The sequence below is a fragment of the Methylocaldum sp. MU1018 genome, assembly GCF_053646775.1.
Window position 1 is genome coordinate 1,393,805 of the sequence record NZ_CM132195.1, and the last position, 21,965, is coordinate 1,415,769.

General features: G+C 58.9%; 17 protein-coding genes. 9 read left to right on the forward strand and 8 right to left on the reverse strand.

The window, feature by feature from the left end; all coding sequences use genetic code 11:
• Positions 1-27: 27 nt before the first annotated feature.
• From ACWJKU_RS06585 to ACWJKU_RS06595, 3 genes are all read right to left on the reverse strand, one after another.
• Entirely contained in the window at positions 28-2,871 is a 2,844-nt protein-coding gene (locus ACWJKU_RS06585; RefSeq protein WP_454146956.1) for a valine--tRNA ligase, read from the reverse strand.
• Between the two features lie 104 nt (positions 2,872-2,975).
• A complete protein-coding gene (locus tag ACWJKU_RS06590; protein WP_454146958.1) occupies positions 2,976-3,416 on the reverse strand; it encodes a DNA polymerase III subunit chi in 441 nt (146 codons plus the stop codon).
• A complete protein-coding gene (locus ACWJKU_RS06595; protein ID WP_454146960.1) occupies positions 3,413-4,900 on the reverse strand; it encodes a leucyl aminopeptidase in 1,488 nt (495 codons plus the stop codon). The genes ACWJKU_RS06590 and ACWJKU_RS06595 overlap by 4 nt, the downstream gene beginning before the upstream one ends.
• Positions 4,901-4,989: 89 nt before the next feature.
• Here ACWJKU_RS06595 and lptF point away from each other — a divergent pair, with 89 nt between their 5' ends.
• Together lptF and lptG are read left to right on the forward strand one after the other, a co-directional pair.
• On the forward strand, positions 4,990-6,132 hold the full coding sequence (lptF, locus tag ACWJKU_RS06600) for an LPS export ABC transporter permease LptF (RefSeq protein WP_454146962.1): 1,143 nt from the start codon (positions 4,990-4,992) through the stop codon (positions 6,130-6,132).
• Positions 6,129-7,202: an LPS export ABC transporter permease LptG gene (lptG, locus tag ACWJKU_RS06605; protein ID WP_454146964.1), complete on the forward strand. Its 1,074-nt coding sequence runs from the start codon at positions 6,129-6,131 to the stop codon at positions 7,200-7,202. The genes lptF and lptG overlap by 4 nt, the downstream gene beginning before the upstream one ends.
• 16 nt (positions 7,203-7,218) lie before the next feature.
• Here lptG and ACWJKU_RS06610 read toward each other — a convergent pair whose 3' ends face one another.
• The gene (locus ACWJKU_RS06610) at positions 7,219-7,722 is read right to left on the reverse strand and encodes an NUDIX hydrolase (RefSeq protein WP_454146966.1); all 504 of its coding nucleotides are present in this window, start codon (positions 7,720-7,722) and stop codon (positions 7,219-7,221) included.
• A gap of 123 nt (positions 7,723-7,845) precedes the next feature.
• Between ACWJKU_RS06610 and ACWJKU_RS06615 the strand changes: the two genes are divergently transcribed.
• The 4 genes from ACWJKU_RS06615 to ACWJKU_RS06630 all read left to right on the forward strand — a co-directional run bounded on the left by ACWJKU_RS06615 (position 7,846) and on the right by ACWJKU_RS06630 (position 10,339).
• On the forward strand, positions 7,846-8,589 hold the full coding sequence (locus tag ACWJKU_RS06615; protein WP_454146968.1) for an ABC transporter ATP-binding protein: 744 nt from the start codon (positions 7,846-7,848) through the stop codon (positions 8,587-8,589).
• A 7-nt stretch (positions 8,590-8,596) separates the two neighbouring features.
• Positions 8,597-9,394, forward strand: a complete 798-nt coding sequence (locus ACWJKU_RS06620; protein WP_454146970.1) for an ABC transporter permease — start codon at positions 8,597-8,599, stop codon at positions 9,392-9,394.
• Between the two features lie 65 nt (positions 9,395-9,459).
• Positions 9,460-9,954 carry a low molecular weight protein-tyrosine-phosphatase gene (locus tag ACWJKU_RS06625; protein ID WP_454146972.1) on the forward strand — a complete coding sequence of 165 codons (495 nt, stop codon included), beginning with the start codon at positions 9,460-9,462 and terminating at the stop codon, positions 9,952-9,954.
• Positions 9,955-10,177: 223 nt separating this feature from the next.
• Complete coding sequence (locus ACWJKU_RS06630; protein WP_454146974.1) at positions 10,178-10,339, forward strand: hypothetical protein; 162 nt, start codon at positions 10,178-10,180, stop codon at positions 10,337-10,339.
• A gap of 623 nt (positions 10,340-10,962) precedes the next feature.
• Here the strand turns inward: ACWJKU_RS06630 and malQ are convergent.
• Positions 10,963-12,465, reverse strand: coding sequence for a 4-alpha-glucanotransferase (gene malQ, locus ACWJKU_RS06635; protein WP_454146976.1), 1,503 nt, complete (start codon positions 12,463-12,465; stop codon positions 10,963-10,965).
• Positions 12,466-12,801: 336 nt separating this feature from the next.
• The gene (glgC, locus tag ACWJKU_RS06640; RefSeq protein ID WP_454146978.1) at positions 12,802-14,073 is read right to left on the reverse strand and encodes a glucose-1-phosphate adenylyltransferase; all 1,272 of its coding nucleotides are present in this window, start codon (positions 14,071-14,073) and stop codon (positions 12,802-12,804) included.
• Between the two features lie 151 nt (positions 14,074-14,224).
• On the opposite strand from glgC, the gene glgB reads away from it, so the two are divergent.
• From glgB to ACWJKU_RS06655, 3 genes are read left to right on the forward strand one after another with little or no spacing between them, the layout of a single operon-like run.
• On the forward strand, positions 14,225-16,423 hold the full coding sequence (glgB, locus tag ACWJKU_RS06645) for a 1,4-alpha-glucan branching protein GlgB (protein ID WP_454148060.1): 2,199 nt from the start codon (positions 14,225-14,227) through the stop codon (positions 16,421-16,423).
• On the forward strand, positions 16,420-17,901 hold the full coding sequence (glgA, locus tag ACWJKU_RS06650) for a glycogen synthase GlgA (RefSeq protein WP_454146980.1): 1,482 nt from the start codon (positions 16,420-16,422) through the stop codon (positions 17,899-17,901). The genes glgB and glgA overlap by 4 nt, the downstream gene beginning before the upstream one ends.
• Positions 17,902-17,914: 13 nt before the next feature.
• The gene (locus tag ACWJKU_RS06655) at positions 17,915-18,736 is read left to right on the forward strand and encodes a hypothetical protein (protein WP_454146982.1); all 822 of its coding nucleotides are present in this window, start codon (positions 17,915-17,917) and stop codon (positions 18,734-18,736) included.
• A 5-nt stretch (positions 18,737-18,741) separates the two neighbouring features.
• Here ACWJKU_RS06655 and ACWJKU_RS06660 read toward each other — a convergent pair whose 3' ends face one another.
• On the reverse strand, positions 18,742-21,282 hold the full coding sequence (locus ACWJKU_RS06660; RefSeq protein WP_454146984.1) for an ABC transporter permease: 2,541 nt from the start codon (positions 21,280-21,282) through the stop codon (positions 18,742-18,744).
• Complete coding sequence (locus ACWJKU_RS06665) at positions 21,249-21,953, reverse strand: ABC transporter ATP-binding protein (RefSeq protein WP_454146986.1); 705 nt, start codon at positions 21,951-21,953, stop codon at positions 21,249-21,251. Before ACWJKU_RS06665 ends, ACWJKU_RS06660 begins: the two co-directional genes overlap by 34 nt.
• Between the last annotated feature and the right edge of the window lie 12 nt (positions 21,954-21,965).

A 21,965-nucleotide genomic window follows, 5' to 3' on the forward strand; every position in this document is an offset into this window, starting at 1 on the left:
ATCCATCCTGCACAAGGGTTAGTGGGGCTATAACGAACGGATCCTGTCGGCCTGCGCCTGCAATTCCGCGAGGTTGAGCCGGATTTCTTGAAGGCGGGCTTGTTCCTTGGCGACGACCTGGGGCGGGGCTTTTTCGAGAAAGCCGGCATCGTTCAGCTTGCCCTCGATCCGCGGCAGGTCTTTGGACAAGCGCTGGATTTCCTTGTCCAGGCGCGTCAGTTCGGCGTCCTTGTCGATCAGTCCTTTCATCGGAATGAGAACTTTCATCTCGCCGACCAAGGCCGTGGCCGATTCCGGAGCCGCTTCGGTTTCCGAAAGCCAGGTTACGGTTTCGAGGCGGGCCAGTTTTACGATGAAGTCCCGGTTGCGGTTCAACCAGATTCGATCCTGTTCGGAGCCGTTCTGAATCAGGATCGGCAGAGGCTTGCCGGGTGCGATGTTCATCTCGCCGCGGATGCGCCGTACGCCCAAAATGATATTCATCACCCATTCCATCTCGGCGGTGGATTCCGGATCGATCCAGCTTTCGTCGACCTCGGGATAGGCTTGCAGCATGGCGCTCGTGCCTTTTTTGCCGGCCAGAGGCGCTACCCGCTGCCAGATTTCTTCGGTGATGAACGGCATCAGCGGATGGGCCAGGCGAAGAATGGTTTCGAGTACGTGGACCAGCGTCCGGCGCGTTCCCAAGACATATTCCGATTCCTGGCTTTCCGGGGATTCCGCGCCGTACAGCGTGGGCTTGGACAGTTCCAAGTACCAGTCGCAGTACTCGTTCCAAACGAATTCATAAATCGCTTGGGCGGCGAGGTCGAAGCGATAATTCTCGATGGCGTTGGTCGTCTCCCGTATCGTCAGTTGCAAGCGACTTCGAATCCAACGATCCGCCAGGGTGTACTTTACGTTGGCATTGTCGAGTCCGCAGTCCTTGTCCTCGGTGTTCATCAACACGTAGCGCGCCGCGTTCCACAGTTTGTTGCAGAAGTTGCGGTAACCCTCGACCCGGCCCATGTCGAACTTGATGTCGCGTCCGGTGGAGGCCAGGGAGGCGAAGGTGAAGCGGAGGGCGTCGCAGCCGTACGCGGCGATGCCTTGCGGGAACTCCTTGCGGGTGCGCGCCTCGATCTTCTGCGCCATCTGCGGCTGCATCAGGCCGCTGGTGCGTTTTTGCACCAGGTTTTCCAGGCTGATGCCGTCGATGATGTCCAGGGGATCGAGCACGTTGCCCTTGGATTTGGACATTTTCTGGCCTTCCGCATCGCGTACCAGACCGTGCACGTAGACCGTCCTGAACGGCACTTGCGGGCTGCCGTCCGGGTGTTTCATGAAATGCATGGTCATCATCACCATGCGCGCCACCCAGAAGAAGATGATGTCGAAGCCGGTCACCAGGACGTCGGTGGGATGGAAGGTCTTCAGTTCCGGCGTCTGGTCCGGCCAGCCCAGAGTGGAGAAGGTCCAGAGGGCAGAGGAGAACCAGGTGTCCAAAACATCCTCGTCCTGGTGCAGTTCCAGGCCGGCGTCCAGGCTGTACTTGGCGCGTACTTCCGCCTCATTGCGGCCGACATAGACATTGCCGTGGTCATCGTACCAGGCCGGGATGCGGTGGCCCCACCACAATTGGCGGGAGATGCACCAGTCCTGAATGTCGCGCATCCAGGAGAAATACAGATTTTCGTACTGCTGGGGCACGAAGCGGATGCGGCCGTCTTCCACCGCTTCGATGGCGGGTTTGGCCAGTTCCTTGGCGCTCACGTACCATTGATCGGTGAGCCAGGGTTCGACGACCACGCCGGAGCGGTCGCCCCGGGGTATTTTCAGCGTGTGCGGCTCGATTTTTTCCAATAATCCGAGACTTTCGAATTCGGCGACGATCCGCTTGCGCGCTTCGAAGCGGTCCAGTCCCGCGTACTGTTCGGGCGCCTTTTCGCCGTGGGCTCCTGCATAACCTTCGAAGGTGAGCACGGTGAATTCGTGCAGGATGCGGGCATCCTTGTCCAGGACGTTGATCAGCGGCAGATTGTGGCGTTTGCCCACTTCGTAGTCGTTGAAGTCGTGGGCCGGGGTGATCTTGACGCAGCCGGTGCCGAATTCGGGGTCTACGTAGTCGTCGGCGACGATGGGAATTTCGCGGTTCGCGATGGGCAGCCTGACGGTTTTGCCCACCAGGTGCTTGTAACGCTCGTCCTCCGAGTGTACCGCGACGGCGGTATCGCCCAGCATGGTTTCCGGGCGGGTGGTGGCAACCACCAGATGGCCCGAGCCGTCCGCCAAGGGATAGCGGAAGTGCCATAAGCTGCCTTTTTCCTCGTCACTCTGCACTTCCAGGTCGGAGATGGCGGTGTGCAGCTTGGGGTCCCAGTTCACCAGGCGTTTTCCCCGGTAAATCAAGCCGTCCTCGTAGAGGCGCACGAAGGCTTCCTGTACCGCGCGGGAGAGTCCCTCGTCCATGGTGAAGCGCTCCCGGCTCCAGTCCACCGACGAACCCAGCCGGCGCAACTGGCGGGTGATGGTTCCGCCGGACTCGGCTTTCCATTCCCAAACCTCTTCGAGGAACTTCTCGCGGCCCAAGTCGTGGCGGGTGAGGTTCTGAGCGGCCAGTTGCCGTTCCACCACCATTTGCGTGGCGATGCCGGCATGGTCGGTGCCGACCTGCCAAAGGGTGTTGTAGCCTTGCATGCGATGGTAGCGGATCAAGGCGTCCATGATGGTGTTGTTGAACCCGTGCCCCATGTGCAGGCTGCCCGTCACGTTCGGCGGCGGAATCATGATGCAGTAAGGCGTTCCGCTTCCGCTGGGCGCGAAAAATCCGCTTTCCTCCCAGAATGTATACCATCGCGATTCTATGGAATGAGGCTCGTAGGTTTTGTCCATGACGTGTTCTGTTGTTTTGTAAAGGTCGGCCGATCACTGGATCGGCGCAGGACGATCGATCTCGAATTGTTCGAATTATATTGAAAACTCGGCGGTTCGAGGCGTCAGTCGGGTTTGTCCAAACGGTAGGTCTGAATGGTGCGCCCTTGGTCCGTATAGGCTCGATAGCGGCGGCGGCCCGCCTGTTTTACCGCCTCGTCCTGGTCGACCAGTTCGATCAGACGCTCGAACCGGTCGAGATCGGGCGGTATCTCGGTGCTCAGGTTAATCAATACGCCCCTGGCCGGCTGGGGCGCGGCGCGGTGTCCGACGAGCACCGGCGCTTCGGCCTGGACGCCGGAGGCATCGAGCCGTTCGTGGGCGACGAAGCTGCCTTGCCGGAATGTCCACAATAAATCGTCGAGCACTCGTTCTTCCTCTTCCGAAGCGGCATAAAGGAAAACCGTAAGGTCTTGCTTGACGGCCTTTTCGGTGAGGCGGCAGGCCATCAGGCGGCGGCTGTGAGCATCTCCGGTCGGCAGCACGTAGAAATCGATCCGGGTCATTGCGCCTGGTCGATCAGATATTGCACCAGCAGGGGTACGGGGCGTCCGGTCGCGCCCTTGTCATTGCCGGTTTTCCAAGCGGTTCCGGCGATGTCCACGTGGGCCCACGGAAAGTCCTTGGCGAAGCGGGACAGAAAACAGCCGGCCGTGATCGTGCCGCCGTCGGGTCCGCCGATGTTCGCGAGGTCGGCGAACTTGGACTTGAGCTGTTCCTGGTATTCCTCCCAGAGCGGCAGGCGCCATACCCGGTCCCAGGCTTGCTCTCCCGCTTTTGTCAGGGCTTGCGCAAGATTTTCGTCGTTGCTCATCAAGCCGCTGGGATGTCGGCCCAAGGCGACGATGCAGGCTCCGGTCAGGGTGGCGACGTCGATTACCGCGGCCGGCTCGTATTTCTTGGCATAGGTCAGCGCATCGCACAGCAGCAGGCGGCCTTCGGCGTCGGTATTGAGAATTTCGACGGTGAGGCCGGACATGCTCGTGACGATGTCGCCCGGCTTATTGGCTTTGCCGTCCGGGAGATTTTCGGAGGCCGGGACCAGGCCCACCACGTTGAGCGGCAGCTCGAGCTCGGCGACCGCCGCGAGGGTGCCGATCACGCTTGCGCCGCCGCACATGTCGTATTTCATCTCATCCATGTTGGCGGCCGGTTTCAGCGAGATGCCGCCGGCGTCGAAAGTGAGCCCCTTGCCGATCAGAACGAAGGGCTTGGCTTTCGGCGAAGCGCCGGAATATTCCATGACGATGAGCTTGGCGGGCTGTTCGCTGCCCTTGGAGACGGACAGAAAGGCGCCCATGCCCAATTCCTGGAGGTCGGACTCATCGAGTATCCGAACCTTGATTTTCCGGCTTTTGCCGATTTGTTCGGCTTGTTCCGCGAGATACGTCGGAGTGCAGATGTTGCCCGGCAAGTTGGCCAGATCCCTGGCGGTGCTCGTGCCGCCGGCGATGGCCAGACCCTGTCTGATACCCAGCTTGGCTTCCGCCGATTGATCTTCGCTGTCGAGTATGAATTGGAGCTTGGACAGGCGTTGCGGCTTGTCGTCCGCGTCTTTTTTCAAGCGTGTGAACTTGTACAGGCCGGCCTCGATGATTTCCACGGCCTGCCGGATCTTCCAGCTCAGACCGCGCCCTTCGACCTCGGCTTCATGGAGAAGGCTTACAGCAAATTTCGCGCTCGAATCCTTCAGCGATTTCGTCGCTGCGGCCAAGGTCTTGCGATAGGCGGCGGGGTCCAGTTTTCCCTTCTTGCCGAGACCGACGAGCACGATGCGCTCGATATCGCCGTCGGGCACATGGTTTATCAACAGTACGTCGCCGACTTTTCCTTCGATGTCGTCGCGCTTGAGGAGCTTGGAAATCAAGCCTCCCAAGCGTTCATCCAAGGCGCTTCCGACCGGAGTCAGTTTCCGTTTTTGGTATACGCCGAGAATGGCGCAGTCGGCGCCGATCTTAATGAGCGAGTCGCATTTTGCCGAATAGTCCATGATAAAATCTGCGGATTATTGCTTAAAAGAAAGGGATGGATTGTCGAGCGCAATCTTCAAGGGAGGGCTCCGAACCGTTAAAGCTTATTATGAAACCCCATCCTTTTAAACCGCTTCAATGGAGACATGCCCCGATCATCTCGGTACTCGACCGAATGGTGGCGGCGGAACTCGCCAAGACCTTGGGGGCCGTGCTCGGTGTCTTGGTCACAATCATCGTCAGTCGCAAGTTTCTCAGCATTCTCGCCAAGGCCATCGAAGGCGAATTGTCCGGGGAAACCATCTTTCAGCTGCTCGGACTCAAAATCCTGTCTGCAACCGCCCAGTTGCTTCCGGCTGGCGTGTTCATGGCGGCCTTGACCGTGCTGGGACGGATGTACCGGGATCAAGAGATGTCGGTGCTGGCATCCAGCGGGGTGGGATCCAGTCGCATTTACCGAGCGATGAGCTGGATGGTGTTGCCGACGTGCGGCCTGGCCGCCGTTTTGGCGCTCCAAGTCATGCCCTGGTCCGAGCGACAGGCTCAGGCGCTCATGAAGAAGGATGAGAAAAGCGCCGACATACGGGGTATCAGGCCGGGTCGGTTCAACGAATTCAGCCAAGGCGATGTCGTGTTGTACGCAGAGGAGCTGGACGAAGGCAGCAGCATGCACAAAATCTTCGTGCAAAGCCGGCAGCGGGACAAGACCGGCGTGATTCTTGCCGAGAAAGGACACCTGGAGAAAAACGAACTGGGCGAGAATTTCGTCGTTTTGCAGAACGGCCGCCGTTATCAAGGAGTACCCGGCCAAGCCGATTTCATCGTCAGCGAATTTGAGGAATATGCCGTGCGCATCGATGGCCCGGAGGGCGAAGAGGCGGCGCTCAAGCGCGAGGCGACGGACAGCGCCGCGCTGTGGGTTTTGCATACGCCGCGGGAGCTGGCGGAGTTGCAGAAACGCCTGGCGGTGCCGTTCGGGGTGCTCTTTTTGAGTTTTTTGGCCGTTCCGCTCGCGAAGATCGCGCCGCGTAGCGGCGTCTATGGCAACGTATTTACGGCTTTTCTGATCTACGTGGTTTACGAGAACGCCCAAAAGATCACCCAGGGGCTTCTGATGACCGAGAAAATATCGCTATGGCTGAGCTATTCCGGCGTTTATGTCTTGTTGCTGGCGATCGCCGGAATCCTGTTCGTGAGAAATCTCGGCTTTGGCTGGGTCATTCGGAACGCTAAGGAAAAGTTCGGATTATGAAAACGCTGGGCCGGTATATTGCGGGAGAAGTGATCAAGGGATCGTTGATCGCCGTGTTGATCCTGCTGGTGCTCCTCAATTTTTTCACCTTTGCGGATGAACTGGGCGATTTGGGCCAGGGCAATTATGGCCTGGCGAGCATCCTTCAGTATCTGACCCTGACGTCGCCGCGCAACTTTTACGAATTGATGCCTTCCGCGGCATTGGTCGGAAGCCTGGTTACCCTGGGAGCCTTGGCCAATAACCGGGAATTGGTCGCCATGCAGGCCGCGGGGGCTTCTCGTCTGCGCATCATCGTGGCGGTGCTGGGCGGCGGCATGATGCTGGTTTTCATTTCCGTGGGCATCGGCGAATATGTCGCGCCCGTGGCGGAACGCGCGGCCCATACGCTCAAGGCCACCGCGTTGCAAAAGCAGGTCGCATCGCGAACCAGGTACGGTTTTTGGGTGCGAGACGGCGATGTGTTCATCAATATCCGCCAGATCGAGCGGCCGGAAAGCCTGGGCGACATCAATATCTTCAAGTTGGGCGAGGAGGCGCAAAGGCTTCATTCGGCCACGCATGCCGACAAAGCCGTTTACGACGGCAAGCAGTGGCGGCTGGACAATATTCGCGAGAGCCGAATGCTCGTCGACCAAATCGTTACCGAGCAAAAAGCGTATGCCGATTGGTCTTCGGTGCTTGCGCCGAATCTGCTGAATGCATTCGTGATCAGTCCGGAAAACCTGTCGGCTTTCGAACTGGCGAGATATATCCATTATCTGAAAGAGAACGGACAACAGTCGGCGACTGTCGAACTGGCGTTTTGGGGGAGAATCGTGAATCCGGCGGTCACCCTGGTCATGCTGCTGGTTGCCGCGCCTTTCGTGCTGCCGGTTCGGCGAGGGGTCGGCATGGGCCAGCGCATCGTCGTGGGCGTGGTCATTGGATTGGGGTTTTATCTGTTTGACCGCACTTTCGGCCATTTGGGCCTGATTTACGAGATGAACCCGGTATTTGCGGCTTTCTTTCCGACGCTGCTGGCGCTAACAGGGGCTTTGGTCGCGATTTTCCGGCTTCGTCTGGCCTAGAGCCGGGGATCTCCGGCTAGAGACGGGCCAAGAAGTCGCGGCCAACCCTGTCGGCATCGACCAGGCCCACGGCGAAACCGGAAAGCAAACTCTCGCGAGCGATTCGGATGACCCGCTCCAGTCCCTCCACGAGTGGATAACGATGCAAGTCGGCGAGCGCCACCCAGCGGGCGTCGGAGACATCGGTGGCCGGATTCGGGGCGGGACCGTTCGGGTTTTTCGGGACGGCAACGAAGTCGACGATGACATAATGAAACTCATCGACGATCCGCTCGACGAGAGCCACGACCGGACCGGGCTCTATCTCGATTCCGGTTTCTTCCAGCGCCTCGCGCCGACAGCATTGAACGAGGGTTTCGCCGGGCTCCTGTTTACCGCCCGGAATCGACCACAATCCAAAGGCGGGCTCTTTGCCTCGACGGATCAGAAGAACTCGCGCGGCTGCGTCAAATACCACGGCGCCTACGCCGATGGCCGGTTCGGGCGGTCTAGGGGCTGGCGGGGCAGTCTCGGGCGGCATCGTTCTACCGGGAAGCGTCAAAGTCTATGTCCGGGACGCCGGTCGTCTGCCGAGCAGGGCTTGCGTGCATTTGTCGGGCGGATTCATGCGGCGATACCGGGCCTTTAGGCAGAGGAGAAGTTTATGCGGGCTCCCGCAATTGAAGTTCGCTGTCTCAGCAAGCACTATGGTTCCGTGGCGGCGGTCGACCGCATTTCTTTCGATGTCGAGTGCGGCAGCACCTGTGCCGTACTCGGCGGGAACGGGGCGGGAAAAACGACCACTCTGGCGATGCTGTTGGGGCTATTGCTGCCTTCTTCGGGAAGTATCCGAATCATGGGCGTGGATATGATCAGAAACCGATACGCGGCGCTGTCTCGGATGAATTTTACCTCTCCCTACGTGGATTTGCCGCATCGGCTTACGGTCAAGCAAAATCTGGACGTTTACGCCCGCCTCTACGGCGTTCGGCGCCGGGCCGCGTGCTTGCGGTCTCTTGCAGAACGCTTCGATCTCGAAGCCCTGATGCATCGCTCTTACGGATCCCTTTCGGCGGGGCAGCGCACCCGCGTCGCGTTAGCCAAAGCGCTTTTGAACGAACCTGAAGTGTTGCTGATGGATGAGCCGACCGCTTCGTTGGACCCGGCTTCGGCGGACACGGTCCGATCGCTCCTCGAAGCTTATCGGGAAAGCTCCGGCGCCACAGTGCTGCTCGCCTCCCATAATATGCAGGAGGTGGAGCGCTTGTGCGACAAGGTTTTGATTCTCAAGCAAGGCCGCATCGTGGATCAGGGGGCGCCCGCCCTGCTGGCGCAGAAGTACGGGAGAGACAATCTGGAGCAGGTCTTTATCGATATCGCGCGCGAGCAGCGGCGCCTATCGGCTTGAAGCGGCCATGTATATGAGCTTACAGCGTATTTTCGCCCTGGTCATGCGCTATCTGTATCTGATGCGCAGTTCTTGGCCGCGGCTCGTCGAGCTTATCTATTGGCCGACGATGCAGATGATTTTATGGGGTTTCATCAGTCAGTTTTTCGCCGGTCACAGCGAATGGGTGGCCCAAGCGGCGGGACTGTTGATCGGTGCCGTTTTGCTCTGGGACGTACTGTTTCGCGCCCAGCTCGGCGTCTCCGTGGTCTTTTTCGAAGAGATGTATTCCCGTAATCTCGGACACTTGTTCGTGAGTCCGCTGCGTCCCTATGAACTGGTCATGGCCTTGCTGACGATAAGCTTCCTGCGGACGTCGGTCGGCGTTGGGGCGGCCGCAGGTTTGGCGGTCGCGCTGTATCGCTATTCGATTTTCGATATGGGACTCCCGCTCGTGGCTTTCTTTGCCAATCTGCTCGTCATGGGATGGGCGATCGGCTTGATGGTGGTCGCGCTGGTATTGCGTTACGGATTGGGGGCCGAGAGTTTGGCTTGGGCGGTGATTTTTGCGGTCGCGCCTCTCAGCGGCATCTATTATCCGATCTCGGTGCTTCCGGACTGGCTGCAAAAAATCGCGCTGCTGTTGCCTTCGGCCCATGTTTTCGAAGGAATGCGCGCGGTCGTGCGCGAGCATGTTTTTCCCCTCGATTCGTTTTGGACGGCCGTCCTGTTGAATGCGGTTTACCTTTTGATCGGTTTCATCCTTTACCTTTTCGCCTTTCATGTTGCCCGCAAGCGCGGTTTGTTATTGCAGATGGGCGAATGAGTTCATTGATCTGTCACGATAACCCGGACGACTGACCGGCCGGCAATCCGGAGCAATCGCAAATCATGAGTAATATCAACGTCTTGTTTTGCTGTATGGCTAACATATGCCGATCTCCCATGGCCGAGGGGGCCTTGAGAGAGTTGGTGAGGAAAGCGGGCTGCATGGACGAGGTGTTCATCGATTCGGCCGGAACCCATGCTCATTACGTGGGGCGTCCGCCCGACCCGCGCGCTCAGCGAGCCATGCTGGAGCGGGGCATCGATATTAGCGGTCTCCGCTCGCGGAGGGTTTTGCTCGCCGATTTTCAGCGATTCGACCACATTCTGGTGATGGATGGAGAAAATTTCGATGCTCTGAGGTTTATTTGTCCGAGAAACCAGGTCCAGAAAATTCGGTATCTTCTCGATTTCGCGCCGCAGTTTAAAACGCGCCGTATCCCCGATCCCTTTCACGGCGGAGAAGCCTTTTTCAATCAGGTGCGAGAGATGATAGAGCAGGCCGCGGAGGGGGTATTCGAGCACTTGCAGGAGTCTTTGAAGAGCAAGAAAATCTTGTAAAGCAAGACCTTAGCGCTCAATAAAGTCTTGGTTTGAAAAAAGTCAAGCAACAATCTTGAACATCATTGTTGACACTCATAGAATAGTACCCGTTGTGTGGAGAATCGCTATAGCGCGAGGTTTTCACCAGCGGGCGTAACCGAGAGTTACGGCCCTCATGGACGCTCTTGATGTCAGGGAGCGTTGTGTCACAAACCAAAGAGTTTTGTTGAGGTAAAAGAAGATGGAACAAGAAAAAGACAATTTTTGGCTCTACATCGGCGGTATCATTGTGGCGACTGTCATTGGAGTTTTCCTGTTGAAGAGCAGGGAAATGGAGAGCGTACCTACCAAGGCCTTTGAGGAAACGAAAGCCCGGGTAGAAAAGCAGATAAATCAAAGATAAAAACTCTTGCTGAAGCAGGAGTTAATATCTGCAGGGCAAGCGCTAAAACCGGAGGACAAAAATAACGGCTCGGAGGAGCATCTGATCGTTAGGCTTTGTTGCGTAAAGACGTTGGAAAGCGAGCGCCCTAAATGGGTTCCGACCTTCACGAATTTATGCAGCAAAGCCGTTTTTGGCGGCGTTCAAAGCCATCCGGCGTCGTTTCTTACTGCAAGTTCATTTGCAAGTATCAGTACCGCATCTCGAACGAGACGGCAGTCATCGCTACATTTCAGGTGTAACGCTTTCGTATCCGGCATTGCATGCGGGCGCGAGTCGAGTCTTGCTGCAAGACGCTTGGGCGGGTAAGCGGGATCTAAGTACATTCCGGAAAATTCTACGGGAAGAAAGAAAGTAAGCTGATGGCATGAAAGTCATCATCTCCCGGTTAACCGGCGCTCGGCCGATACTACAACCGTTTTCCCCGGCAGGTGCTCTCGATCATCGGCTCCTATGCCGTAAAACTTTCATGAATATACTTAGCGCGCTTTCATCTCGCGTTAACGGCATTCCATGCGGAACGGGTGTGTCGTCTGCCGTGGAGGGGCGACTGAAGTCGCCCCTACGTCCGTATCGAAAACGCTCTAAACATGTCTTCCATGAACTCGGACCCACTCGGCCAAACGTGTGGTCTTATGCTCCGTAAGTTGATCCCAGGAAAAACGCCATTGCCAATTGCCTGAAATCGTTCCGGGCGTATTCATGCGGTTTCCCTGGCCGAGTTCCAAAATATCCTGCATCGGTATTACCGCTAATTTCGCTACCGAAGCCAATGCGCACTGGACGAGGCTCTGCGGCATTTGCACGTCTTGGCCGCCGCAATGGCTGAGGAGATATTCACAAATACGGTGCTGCTGCGTCTCGGGTAAGTTTTCGTACCAGGACAGCGTTGTATCGTTATCGTGAGTGCCGGTATAAACCACGTTATTCTCGGTGTGGTTCTCGGGCAGATAAGGATTGTCGTCGCCTCCGTCAAAGGCGAATTGCAGTATCAGCATACCGGGAATGTCGAATCGGGCGCGCAGAGCTTCCACCTCGGGGGTGATGATGCCGAGATTTTCCGCGACCAGCGGTAATCCGGCGCCGTCGAGCGTGGCAAATACCGTTTCCAATAGAGCTTCGCCCGGAGCCTTGACCCAGCGGCCGTGAATAGCCGTTTCGGATTCTGCGGGTATTTCCCAGTACGCTTCGAAACCCCGGAAGTGATCGATGCGTACCCAGTCGTAAAGCGCCAGTTGACTCCGAAAGCGCTCCAGCCACCAGCGGAAGCCGGTCGTTTTCATGTGTTCCCAGTTGTAGTGGGGGTTTCCCCAGCGCTGGCCGGTCGCCGAAAAATAATCCGGCGGCACCCCGGCTACGACGCGGGCATAACCATGATCCGTCAGATCGAAAAATTCCCGGCAAGCCCAGACGTCTGCGCTGTCGCCGGCGACGAATATCGGCATGTCGCCGAACAGCATGACTCCCCGCTGCTTGGCATAGCGGCGTAATGCCGTCCATTGTTCGAAAAAGACGAATTGCTCGAATTTGACTTGGGCGATCCTGTTCGCCAGACGCCATCGGGCCGCTTCAAGCGCAGCGGGTTCTCGGTCTCGGATGGCGACGGGCCATTCCTGCCATGCCTCATTGCCGAACTCCTCTCTCAGCGCAATGAAGAGCGCATAATCCGATAACCACCAATCGTGCGTGTCGACGAATTCGTCATGCGCGATGCGGTATTCATTTTGCGGCCCTTTTTGGAAAGCCTCGAAGGCTTGTTTTAAGCAGCGGATTCGATAGGCAAGGGCCGACGTTTCTCCGGCGGAAGCCGGCAACACCGACAGCCAACCGCGATCGGACAGCCATTTAAGGTCGATCATTAGAGGATTGCCGGCATGTGCCGATAAGCACTGATAGGGCGAGCCATCGGTATGAGTGGGATTGATCGGCAGCGTTTGCCAGACGCTTACGCCGCAGCTTGCCAGAAAATCGACGAATCGATAGGCCTCTTGACCTAAATCGCCGTTTCCGAAGCTGCCGGGTAGAGACGTAATATGCAGAAGAATACCGGCGCGGCGCCGGTCCAATATGCTGTATGCGTGTGTCAATTCCCCACCTTAAGGATATGAGTTGGGAGTCCCCGAGGCATGTTTTGTTTGTTAAACGGTTTTTAACGGAATGCCTGGGAATTTAGAGCGTTCTTTCCGAGAATGATGCTGGACGCCAATGGCTCGAGTTCCAGAAACCAAGTGTCAACAGGAACTCGCTAAATGGGCTTGTGTTTCGATAAGGCTGAGCAAGTGCTTTCGTTTGAGGCTTTGCTGTTGTACAGACGGATAATGGTGTCTAGCGAATGCCATGGCGGTACAAACGCCATTCAGACCCCCAAAATTCTCTACTATCAGGGTCTCACGCGGCGATGCGTGAGCGTCTAAAAACGGATTTCAACGGGCAAAATGCAGCCGTTGCCCCAAGGCGTCCGGGGTGACCAGCACGATGCCGCCGGGGCTGACGTAGAATCGTTTTCGATCTTCTTCCAGATTCTCGCCGATCACGGTGTTGGGCGGTATATGGCAGCCCTTGTCGATGACGGCCTTGGTGATGCGGCAGTGCCTGCCGACGTTGACGTCCGGCAATATCACCGAATCCCTTACCTTGGAATAAGAGTTCACGCGGACATTGCTGAACAGCAGCGAATGCCTGACCTCGGCGCCGGAAATGACGCAGCCGCCCGATACCATGGAATCCACTGCCATTCCTCGGCGGTCGTCGTCGTCGAAGACGAACTTGGCGGGGGGCGTTTGTGCCTGGTAGGTCCAGATCGGCCAATCCTTGTCGTACAGGTTGAGTTCGGGGTCGATGCCGATCAATTCCATGTTGGAGGCCCAATAGGAATCCACCGTACCGACATCGCGCCAGTACGCTTGCACGCCGCTCTGCACATCGCGGAACGGATAAGCGAACACCCGGTATTTCTTGATGACCGAGGGAATGATGTCCTTGCCGAAATCGTGGCTCGAGCCCGGCGTGTCCGCGTCCTTGATGAGCTGTTCGAATAAGAAGCCGGTATTGAAAACGTAAATGCCCATCGACACCAAGGCATGATCGGGCCGATTGGGCATGGGCGGAGGGCTTTCCGGCTTTTCGACAAAGTTGGAGACGCGCTTGTCTTCGTCGACATGCATGACTCCGAACGCTTTGGCCTCGGATAGCGGTACTTCCATACAGCCGATGGTCAGGTCGGACTGCATTTCCACGTGGTAGGCCATCATCAGGCCGTAGTCCATCTTATAGACATGGTCGCCGGCGAGGATCAGGATGTATTCGGGATCCCGCCGGCGGAAGATGTCCAGATTCTGGTATACGGCGTCGGCGGTTCCCGCGTACCAGGCTTCCTGAAGGCGCTGCTGGGCCGGCAGGATGTCGACGAACTCGCCCAGTTCGGCCCGCAGGAAACCCCAACCCTGCTGAATATGCCGAATCAACGAGTCCGCTTTGTATTGCGTCAAGACGCCGACTTGCCGGATACCGGAGTTTATGCAGTTGGAGAGTGGGAAATCGATGATTCGAAACTTGCCCCCGAAAGGCACGGCCGGTTTGGCGCGCCACTCGGTCAGCTTGTGCAATCGTGTTCCGCGGCCTCCAGCCAGAATAAGCGCCAAAGTGTGCCGGGTAAGGCGGCTAACGAAACGGGACGCATGCATCGATTCTGGCATAAAAGCTCCTTTAAACTGTGTCATCCAGTTGGCGCGAATTTGATACCATAATCCCCGATGTTTCGGGTATTTGCCAACGACGACATTCTACTACCAGAGGCCAAACAAAGTGAACTCGACCGATACACAATCCGCTACCGGGACCGACCGCATTTCGCCTCGGATAGATTCGGAATTGCAGCGGATCATTTTGGCGCGCCACCATGATCCATTTGCGGTTTTAGGTCGGCACCGAACCGAAGAGGGAGACGTGATCCGGGCGATTATTCCTCAGGCCGAAACAGTGAAAATCGGAAAGCAGGGCCCGGACATGCAGCGCATTCCCGGCACCGATTTATTCGAATGCCATTTGGACCACGGCGTCGTTCCCGAGCATTACCGCCTGTTTTGGACGGACAAGTCGGGACAGCCGGAAAGCCATATCGATCCCTATACGTTTCCGCCGCAACTCGCCGATTTCGACCTCTATCTTTTTGGCGAAGGCAAACATTGGCATATCTATCGCGTTCTCGGCGCCCATCCGCATACTGTGGACGGCATCGAAGGCACCTTGTTTGCCACGTGGGCTCCGAACGCGGAGCGAATCAGCGTGGTGGGCGATTTCAACGACTGGGACGGGCGGCGTCACCCGATGCGGGTGCGGGGCAGCAGCGGCGTCTGGGAACTGTTCATTCCCGAGCTCGAACCCGGCACGCTGTACAAATTCGAAATCCGCAACCGTCAGCAGGGCACCATTCTTTTAAAAACCGATCCTTACGGCCGACAGTTCGAACGGCGCCCGAACACCGCTTCTTTGGTCGTGTCCGACCGGGCTTACGCTTGGAACGACGACGACTGGATGGAGGCTCGAAAGAGTCGCGATTGGCTCCACCAACCCATGTCGGTTTATGAGGTTCATTTGGGGTCTTGGCGGCACGGAGCCGAAGGCGAGTTTCTCGATTACCGGGAGCTGGCTGAACAACTCGTGGCCTATGTCAAGGAACAAGGCTTCAGTCATATCGAATTGTTGCCGATCACCGAGCATCCTTTCGACGGGTCATGGGGTTACCAGACCACCGGCTATTTCGCGCCCACCAGCCGTTTCGGCACGCCCGAGGATTTCCGCTATTTCGTCGATCACTGCCATCAGAACGGCATCGGCGTTTTTCTGGACTGGGTACCCGCCCATTTTCCGAAGGACGCGCACGGATTGGCCTACTTCGACGGCACGCCGCTTTACGAGCACGAAGATCCGCGGCTCGGCGAACATCGCGACTGGGGCACCCTGATCTACAACTACGGCCGAAACGAAGTGCGCAACTTTCTGATCGGCAGCGCCTTGTTCTGGCTGGAGGAATTCCATCTCGACGGGCTTCGGGTGGATGCCGTCGCCTCGATGCTTTACCTGGATTATTCGCGCGAGCCGGGCGACTGGATACCCAATAAATACGGCGGCAACGAAAACCTGGAGGCGATCGCCTTTCTGCGCGATCTCAATACCGTTACCCATCAGCAATTCCCGGGCACGCTGATCATGGCGGAAGAATCCACAGCCTGGCCGCAGGTGACCCGGCCCACCTGGACCGGGGGGTTGGGTTTTTCGATGAAATGGAACATGGGCTGGATGCACGACACCTTGGTCTACATGAGCAAGGACCCCATCCATCGCCATTATCACCACGATCAACTGACGTTCGGTCTGCTGTACGCCTTCACGGAAAATTTCATCCTGCCGTTTTCCCATGACGAGGTCGTTCACGGCAAGGGTTCGATGTTGCAGAAAATGCCGGGGGACGAGTGGCAGCGCTTCGCCAATCTGCGGTTGCTGTATACCTTCATGTTCACCTATCCCGGCAAGAAGCTGCTGTTCATGGGTTGCGAGTTCGGCCAGGGAACCGAGTGGAATTTCAGCAAGACTTTGGATTGGTACGTGCTCGAATATCCGAATCACAGCGGACTCAAGCGGCTGGTGGGCGATCTCAACCGGCTTTACCGGGAAAATCCGGCGCTCCATATGTTCGACTTCGATCATAAAGGCTTCGAGTGGATCGATTGTCACGATGCGCCGCAGTCGATTCTGAGTTATTTGCGCCGCTCCTCCGACGAGTTCGCGATCATGGTGTTCAATTTTACCCCGGTGCCGAGACCGAACTATCGCATCGGTGTGCCGGAGCCCGGCGTTTATCGAGAGATTTTCAATTCAGATTCCCGTCATTACAGCGGGAGCAATGTCGGCAATGACACCGTCGCGGCCGAGGCGAAGGAGTGGATGGGAAGGCCTTATTCCATCAGTCTCACGCTTCCCCCCCTGGCCGGAATCGTTTTGACGTGCGAGGTTCCCGAGAAAAATGAATCGGAACCTCTCGAATGAAGAAAATACTCTTCGTTACCAGCGAGGCGTATCCGCTCATTAAGACCGGCGGGCTTGCCGATGTCTCGGGCAGCCTGCCGATAGCCTTGAAGGGACTCGGCCACGACGTCCGCATATTGCTCCCGGGTTATGCCTCGGCCCTGGCGGCAGGCCGATTCGAACAGGTACGGCTGCTGCACGGCGATGGCGAGATCGCCATTCTGGAAGGTGTCCTGCCGGGTTCGGAGGTGCCGGTCTGGATGCTCGCCCACTCAAAGTATTTCGGACGTCCCGGCAATCCGTACCTGGGGCCGGATGGGAAACCTTGGCCCGACAACCCGGAGCGATTCTCGCTGTTGTGCCACGTCGCCGTGGAGATGGCCATGGATCGCTTGGGGCTCCGCTGGAAGCCCGACATCGTGCATTGCAACGATTGGCAAACCGGCTTGGTGCCGGCATTGCTCAGCGACGAGCCGGGACGGCCGGCCACCGTTTTTACCATCCACAACCTTGCCTATCAGGGCGTCTTTCCTTACGAAACCTTCGTCAAGTTGCGCTTGCCGAATCGGTTCTGGTCTCACCATGCGCTGGAATTCTACAACCAGCTATCCTTCATCAAGGGAGGGCTGGTTTTCGCCGACCGGATCAATACCGTGAGCCCGCACTATGCGGAAGAGATTCAGGAAGAGGAGTTCGGCGCCGGGCTCGAAGGCTTGCTCAAACATCGTCGGGAGCGGCTCAGCGGCATACTCAACGGCATCGACGCCGACGCCTGGAATCCGGCCACCGATCCTTTCATTCACACGAATTACGACATCGATTCCTTGGAGAAGAGGGCGGCCAACAAGACGGCGTTGCAGCGGGCGTTCAAGCTGGCGCCGGATGGCGAGATCGTTTTGATGGCCTGGGTGGGCCGTTTGGTCCAGCAAAAAGGCATCGATCTCGTGATCGAGCTTTTGCCCAGGCTGATGCAGATGCCCATGCAACTCGTGATCGTGGGCAGCGGCGAAGCCCGATACGAGCAGACTCTTTTGCACTGGGCGCGTCTGTATCCCGATCGCGTCGCGGTCAAGCTGGGTTACGACGAGGCGAGCGCGCACCTGATCGAGGCCGGCGCCGATCTGTTTCTGATGCCTTCCCGGTTCGAGCCCTGCGGTCTCAATCAGATGTACAGCCAGCGCTACGGAGCCATTCCGATCGTGCGTCACGTGGGCGGTTTGGCGGACACCGTGGCCGATGCCAATGCCACGAATATCACCATGGGCCGGGCGACCGGGGTGGTTTTCCGCGATGCCGCCGCCGACGATTTATTCCAGGCCATGAATCGCGGCCTGGTCCTTTGTCAGAACAAGGCGCTTCGCGAAAAGGTCCAAAAAACCGGCATGAGCCAGGATTTCTCCTGGCGGCAAAGCGCCCAGCGTTATCTGGAACTGTACGATCTCGCCGCGGCCGATCGCCTGAGCGCCGAGAGCTTGCTGCGGATCGAGGCGGATACCTGAATCTTCCGCCGATATGTGGCTGCGTTTCGCCTTCATCGCCTTCATCGCCGTCGTCGCCTGGAATGCTCCGGCCGCCGCCCAGACGTTGTCGACCGTTGAGCTGTTCCACCGTCTGCCGGAAGAGATGCTGCCTCTGATTCAACCCTTGTTGGGGCCGGGCGATGTCGCGATTCCCGCCCGCGACCGGCTCATCTTGAAGGCCGATCCCGAAAAGGTCGAAGAAATCCGCGATCTGGTCCGGCAGCTCGATAAAAGCGCGCACAGACTCCTGATCACGGTCGCTCAGGGCCGCGATTTGTCCCGGGAAACCTTGGATGCGCAGGGGCGCTTGAGCGGACGGGTCGATCTGAACCGCCCGGCCGATTCGGATGTCCGTATCCGCGGCCACGTTTATCGGCTGGAAGGCCGCGATTCCGCCGGTTACACGCAGCAGTTGCAAGCCCTGGAAGGGCAATCGGCCCATATCGAAGTCGGAGAGCAAATCCCGGTTCCGACCCAATCCTATTACGGCTACGGATACGGCTACAGCGAGAACATCGAATACCGGCCGGCGACTACCGGATTCGCGGTGACGCCGAGATTGTCCGGCGGCGAGGTCATCATAGAACTGTCGCCTTGGTCCGACCGGCTCAGCCGCGACCGGTTCGGCGTCATCGATACGCACAGCGCGCACACCGTCGTCAAGGCCGCGCTCGGCGAATGGGTCGAGATCGGCGGGCAGGTGGAGACATCCGGCGTCGAAGAAAATGGGCTCGTCAGCCGCAACTATTCGACACGCAGCCAGCAAAACCGAATTTTTCTCAAAGTCGAGGATCTGGACGCGGGCAGGCCCTGACCGTCTCACTCCTCCCTCAACGCCAGGGCCGGCGTTAATCTACCCGCCCGCCAGGCCGGATAGAGTCCGGCGATCAAGGCCGCGGCAATCGACAGGAGCGGCGCTTGCCACAACTCCGTGCCGGAAACCGTCAAATCCATACTCCAGCCGAAGGAGCGAAGATTGATGACTTCGACCAGCGCCGCGGCCAGCACGAAGCCCAAAGGCAGAGCCAGAATCCCGGCGCAAAGACCCAGAAAAGCGGTTTGCGTGAGGACGAGCCCCATCAGTTGCCGCGGCGTCATGCCCAGCGAGCGCAACACGGCGAATTCCCGCATCCGTTCGAGCTGTATCGCCAACAGCGCGCTCAAGATGCCGATCAGCGCGACGGCGACGGCGAGCAGGCGCAGCACATGGGTGATGGCGAAGGTGCGTTCGAATACGGCCATGGAAGCTTCGCGGATTTCGCGGTTCGAACGGATCAAAACGGCGCCGGCCGGTCGCGCCAGCTCGTGCAGTTTCGGTTTCGCCGCTTCCGCCGCAACCCCGCTCGCGAGATCAAGGCCGAGCGAGGTGACGCCGGTATCGTTCCAAAGAGCCGCGTACAAGTCGCGCCGCAGAACGATGAGTCCCTGATCCGATCGGTAATCGAAAAAGATTCCGGCGATGACGAACGGCCTCGGGCCCCGCGACGTGCTCAGCACCAGCGAATCACTCGGTTTCAGCCCATGCCGGGTCGCAAACGCTTCGGACACGATGATTACCGGCTCGGCCATAAACCGCTTCCAAACCGCGTTATCGTCGGCCGATTTGAAGCGGAAGGCCGGCCGTTCCGGGCCTTTCGGCTGAAACGCCAGAAGCTCAGTGCGGCCCGCGGAGGATTCGACGAAGGTGCGGCGTCCGAGGCTGAAACCCGCCACCTCGGGCAAGCGAACGGCATTGTCTATCAGCGAGGAGGGCAGGGGTTCGCTCGCGATTCCGGGTTCCGCGGGGCGGGCGACATAGAGGTCGGCCTGGAGCAATTGTTCCAGCCAATCGGCGACGGTGAAGCGGAAACTCTCCACCATCATGCCGATGCCGAGAGCGACGGCTACCGAGATGCTCAAGGCGGCCGTCGCCAAACCGGTGCGGCTCAAAGCGGCGGCGGTGCCGCGGACGGCCAGGCGGAAAATCGGAGAGGCCGTGCGCGGACAGCATTTGGCGAAGACCAGCACTGCCATGGGGATGAAGAGCGCATAAGCGCCCGCCAGCAGGAAGAGCCCGCCGATGGCCGATATCAGACCGGCGCTCGGCCAACTCAGGAGAAACCCTCCGAGCATTCCGCACATCAGTCCCGATGATGCCAGTTTCGGCAGCCAACGGCGTACGCTCCGCTCCAGGCCGGAACGGCGCTGGGCGCGGATCGGCGGGGTCGAGGCCGCGTCCAGGGCGGCCGGCAAGGCGGCCAGCACCGAGGCCAAGATGCCGATCGCTAGGCTGCGCAGCAAGGCGGCGGGAGAGAGCGAAAACGCCGTCACCGTGACGACGAAATACATGTCGCTGATGGTGCGGGTGATTTGCTCCAGGAGACCATGAGCCGCAACCAGTCCCAGCATCAATCCGAGCAGGCTGCCGACGAGGCCGAGCAGCCCGGATTCCAGCAGGATTTCGCTCATGACCTGCCCGCGGGTGACGCCGACGATGCGGAGGTTGGCGAGCAGCGGGCGCCGTTGCAGCACGGCGAAGGTCATGGTGTTGTAGATCAGGAAAAGGCCGACCAGCAGCGCCATCAGGCTCATGGCCTTCAGATTGATCTCGAAGGCCTGGGACATGCGCGCCGTGGCGGTGTTTCGCCCGGCGGCATCGATCAGCACGGCGTTTTCCGGCAGCAGATTTTTCAGCTTTTGCACTTCGCCCGGATCGCCGGACAAGACGAGATCGATGCGATCGAGCCGGCCGATTTTGGCCAAGGTCTCCTGAGCCGTGGCGATGTCGGCGAACATCAGGCCTTCCAGGGCGGGATCGGGTTTGTCCTCGGGATCGACATAGCCGATCACTCGTATCGTCTGCGGCGTACCAGCGACATCCACGGTCAGATCGTCGCCGGGACCGATGCCGAGCTTCCGGGCGGTGATGCGGGAAATCAGCACCGTGCCGGGTTCCGTCAGAAGGTCGACCAGCGAGGCGAGAGAGGATCGAGTAAGTCCTTGCCGTATCGGGCTTTCGGCGAACGGATCGAAGCCGGCGAGGCGCAGGGTCTGGCCGTGCGCTGCGACATAACCTTCGACGGCCGGAGCCATAGGCACATCGCCCAGACTCCGCCTGAGTCGCGGGTAGAGTCGCTCGTCGAGCGATCCGAACCCGGCCACGACGCGATGAGTGGTTTTGCCGGTCAGCGCGTTCATCGAAAGCTGAAAGGCGCGGCGCGAGCTTTCCACAGCCAAATCGACCGAGGCCAGCATCGCCACCCCGAGGGCGATTCCCAACATCGCCAGCACGAGCTGTAGCGGATGGCGGGAAAAGTGCCGGCGATTGGCTTTGTTCAGCAGCGCCATCACGAGATGAGCCTGCCGTCGCGGAGTTCCCACACGGTATCGGCGCGTTCCGCCACTTCAGGGCTGTGAGTGGCGACCAGCAGGGTCTTGCCGCGCCGTCCGGCGGCGCGGTCGAGGAGGGCGAGGATGTGCCGGCCCGTCGCGCTGTCCAGATTGCCGGTCGGTTCGTCGGCGAGGATCAATAAAGGATCGTGCACCAGCGCCCGCGCCAGGGCGACCCGTTGCTGCTCGCCGCCGGAAAGCGAATCCGGATAGCTGTCCGGCCGGTCGCCCAAGCCGACTTCGTCGAGCAGCGCGGCTGCCCGGCTTCGGGATTCCCCGGCGGAAAGTCCGTTCAGTTCGGCGGGCAGAGCGACGTTTTCCAGCACCGTCAAGGTCGGCAGCAGATTGAAGAACTGATGGACGAAGCCGATGTGACGGCGCCGGAACAGCGTGCGCTCCGGTTCGCGCAAACGGTTCAGTTCCACGTTGCCGACGACGATCGAGCCGGCATCGGCGCTGTCCAGCCCGGCGATCAGATTCAGCAGGGTCGATTTTCCGGATCCGCTCCGGCCCAGCAAGGCCACGAAGCGGCCTTCGCCGATGTCGCCGTCGATGCCCCGGAGCACCGGGCGCAGCCGGCCGCCTTCCCGATAGGCATGAGTCACGCCGCGCAGCATCAGCAGCGGCGGTTCGGAGCGGATGGCAGGTGCTTCGGTATGCAAGTCGCTTCGGGG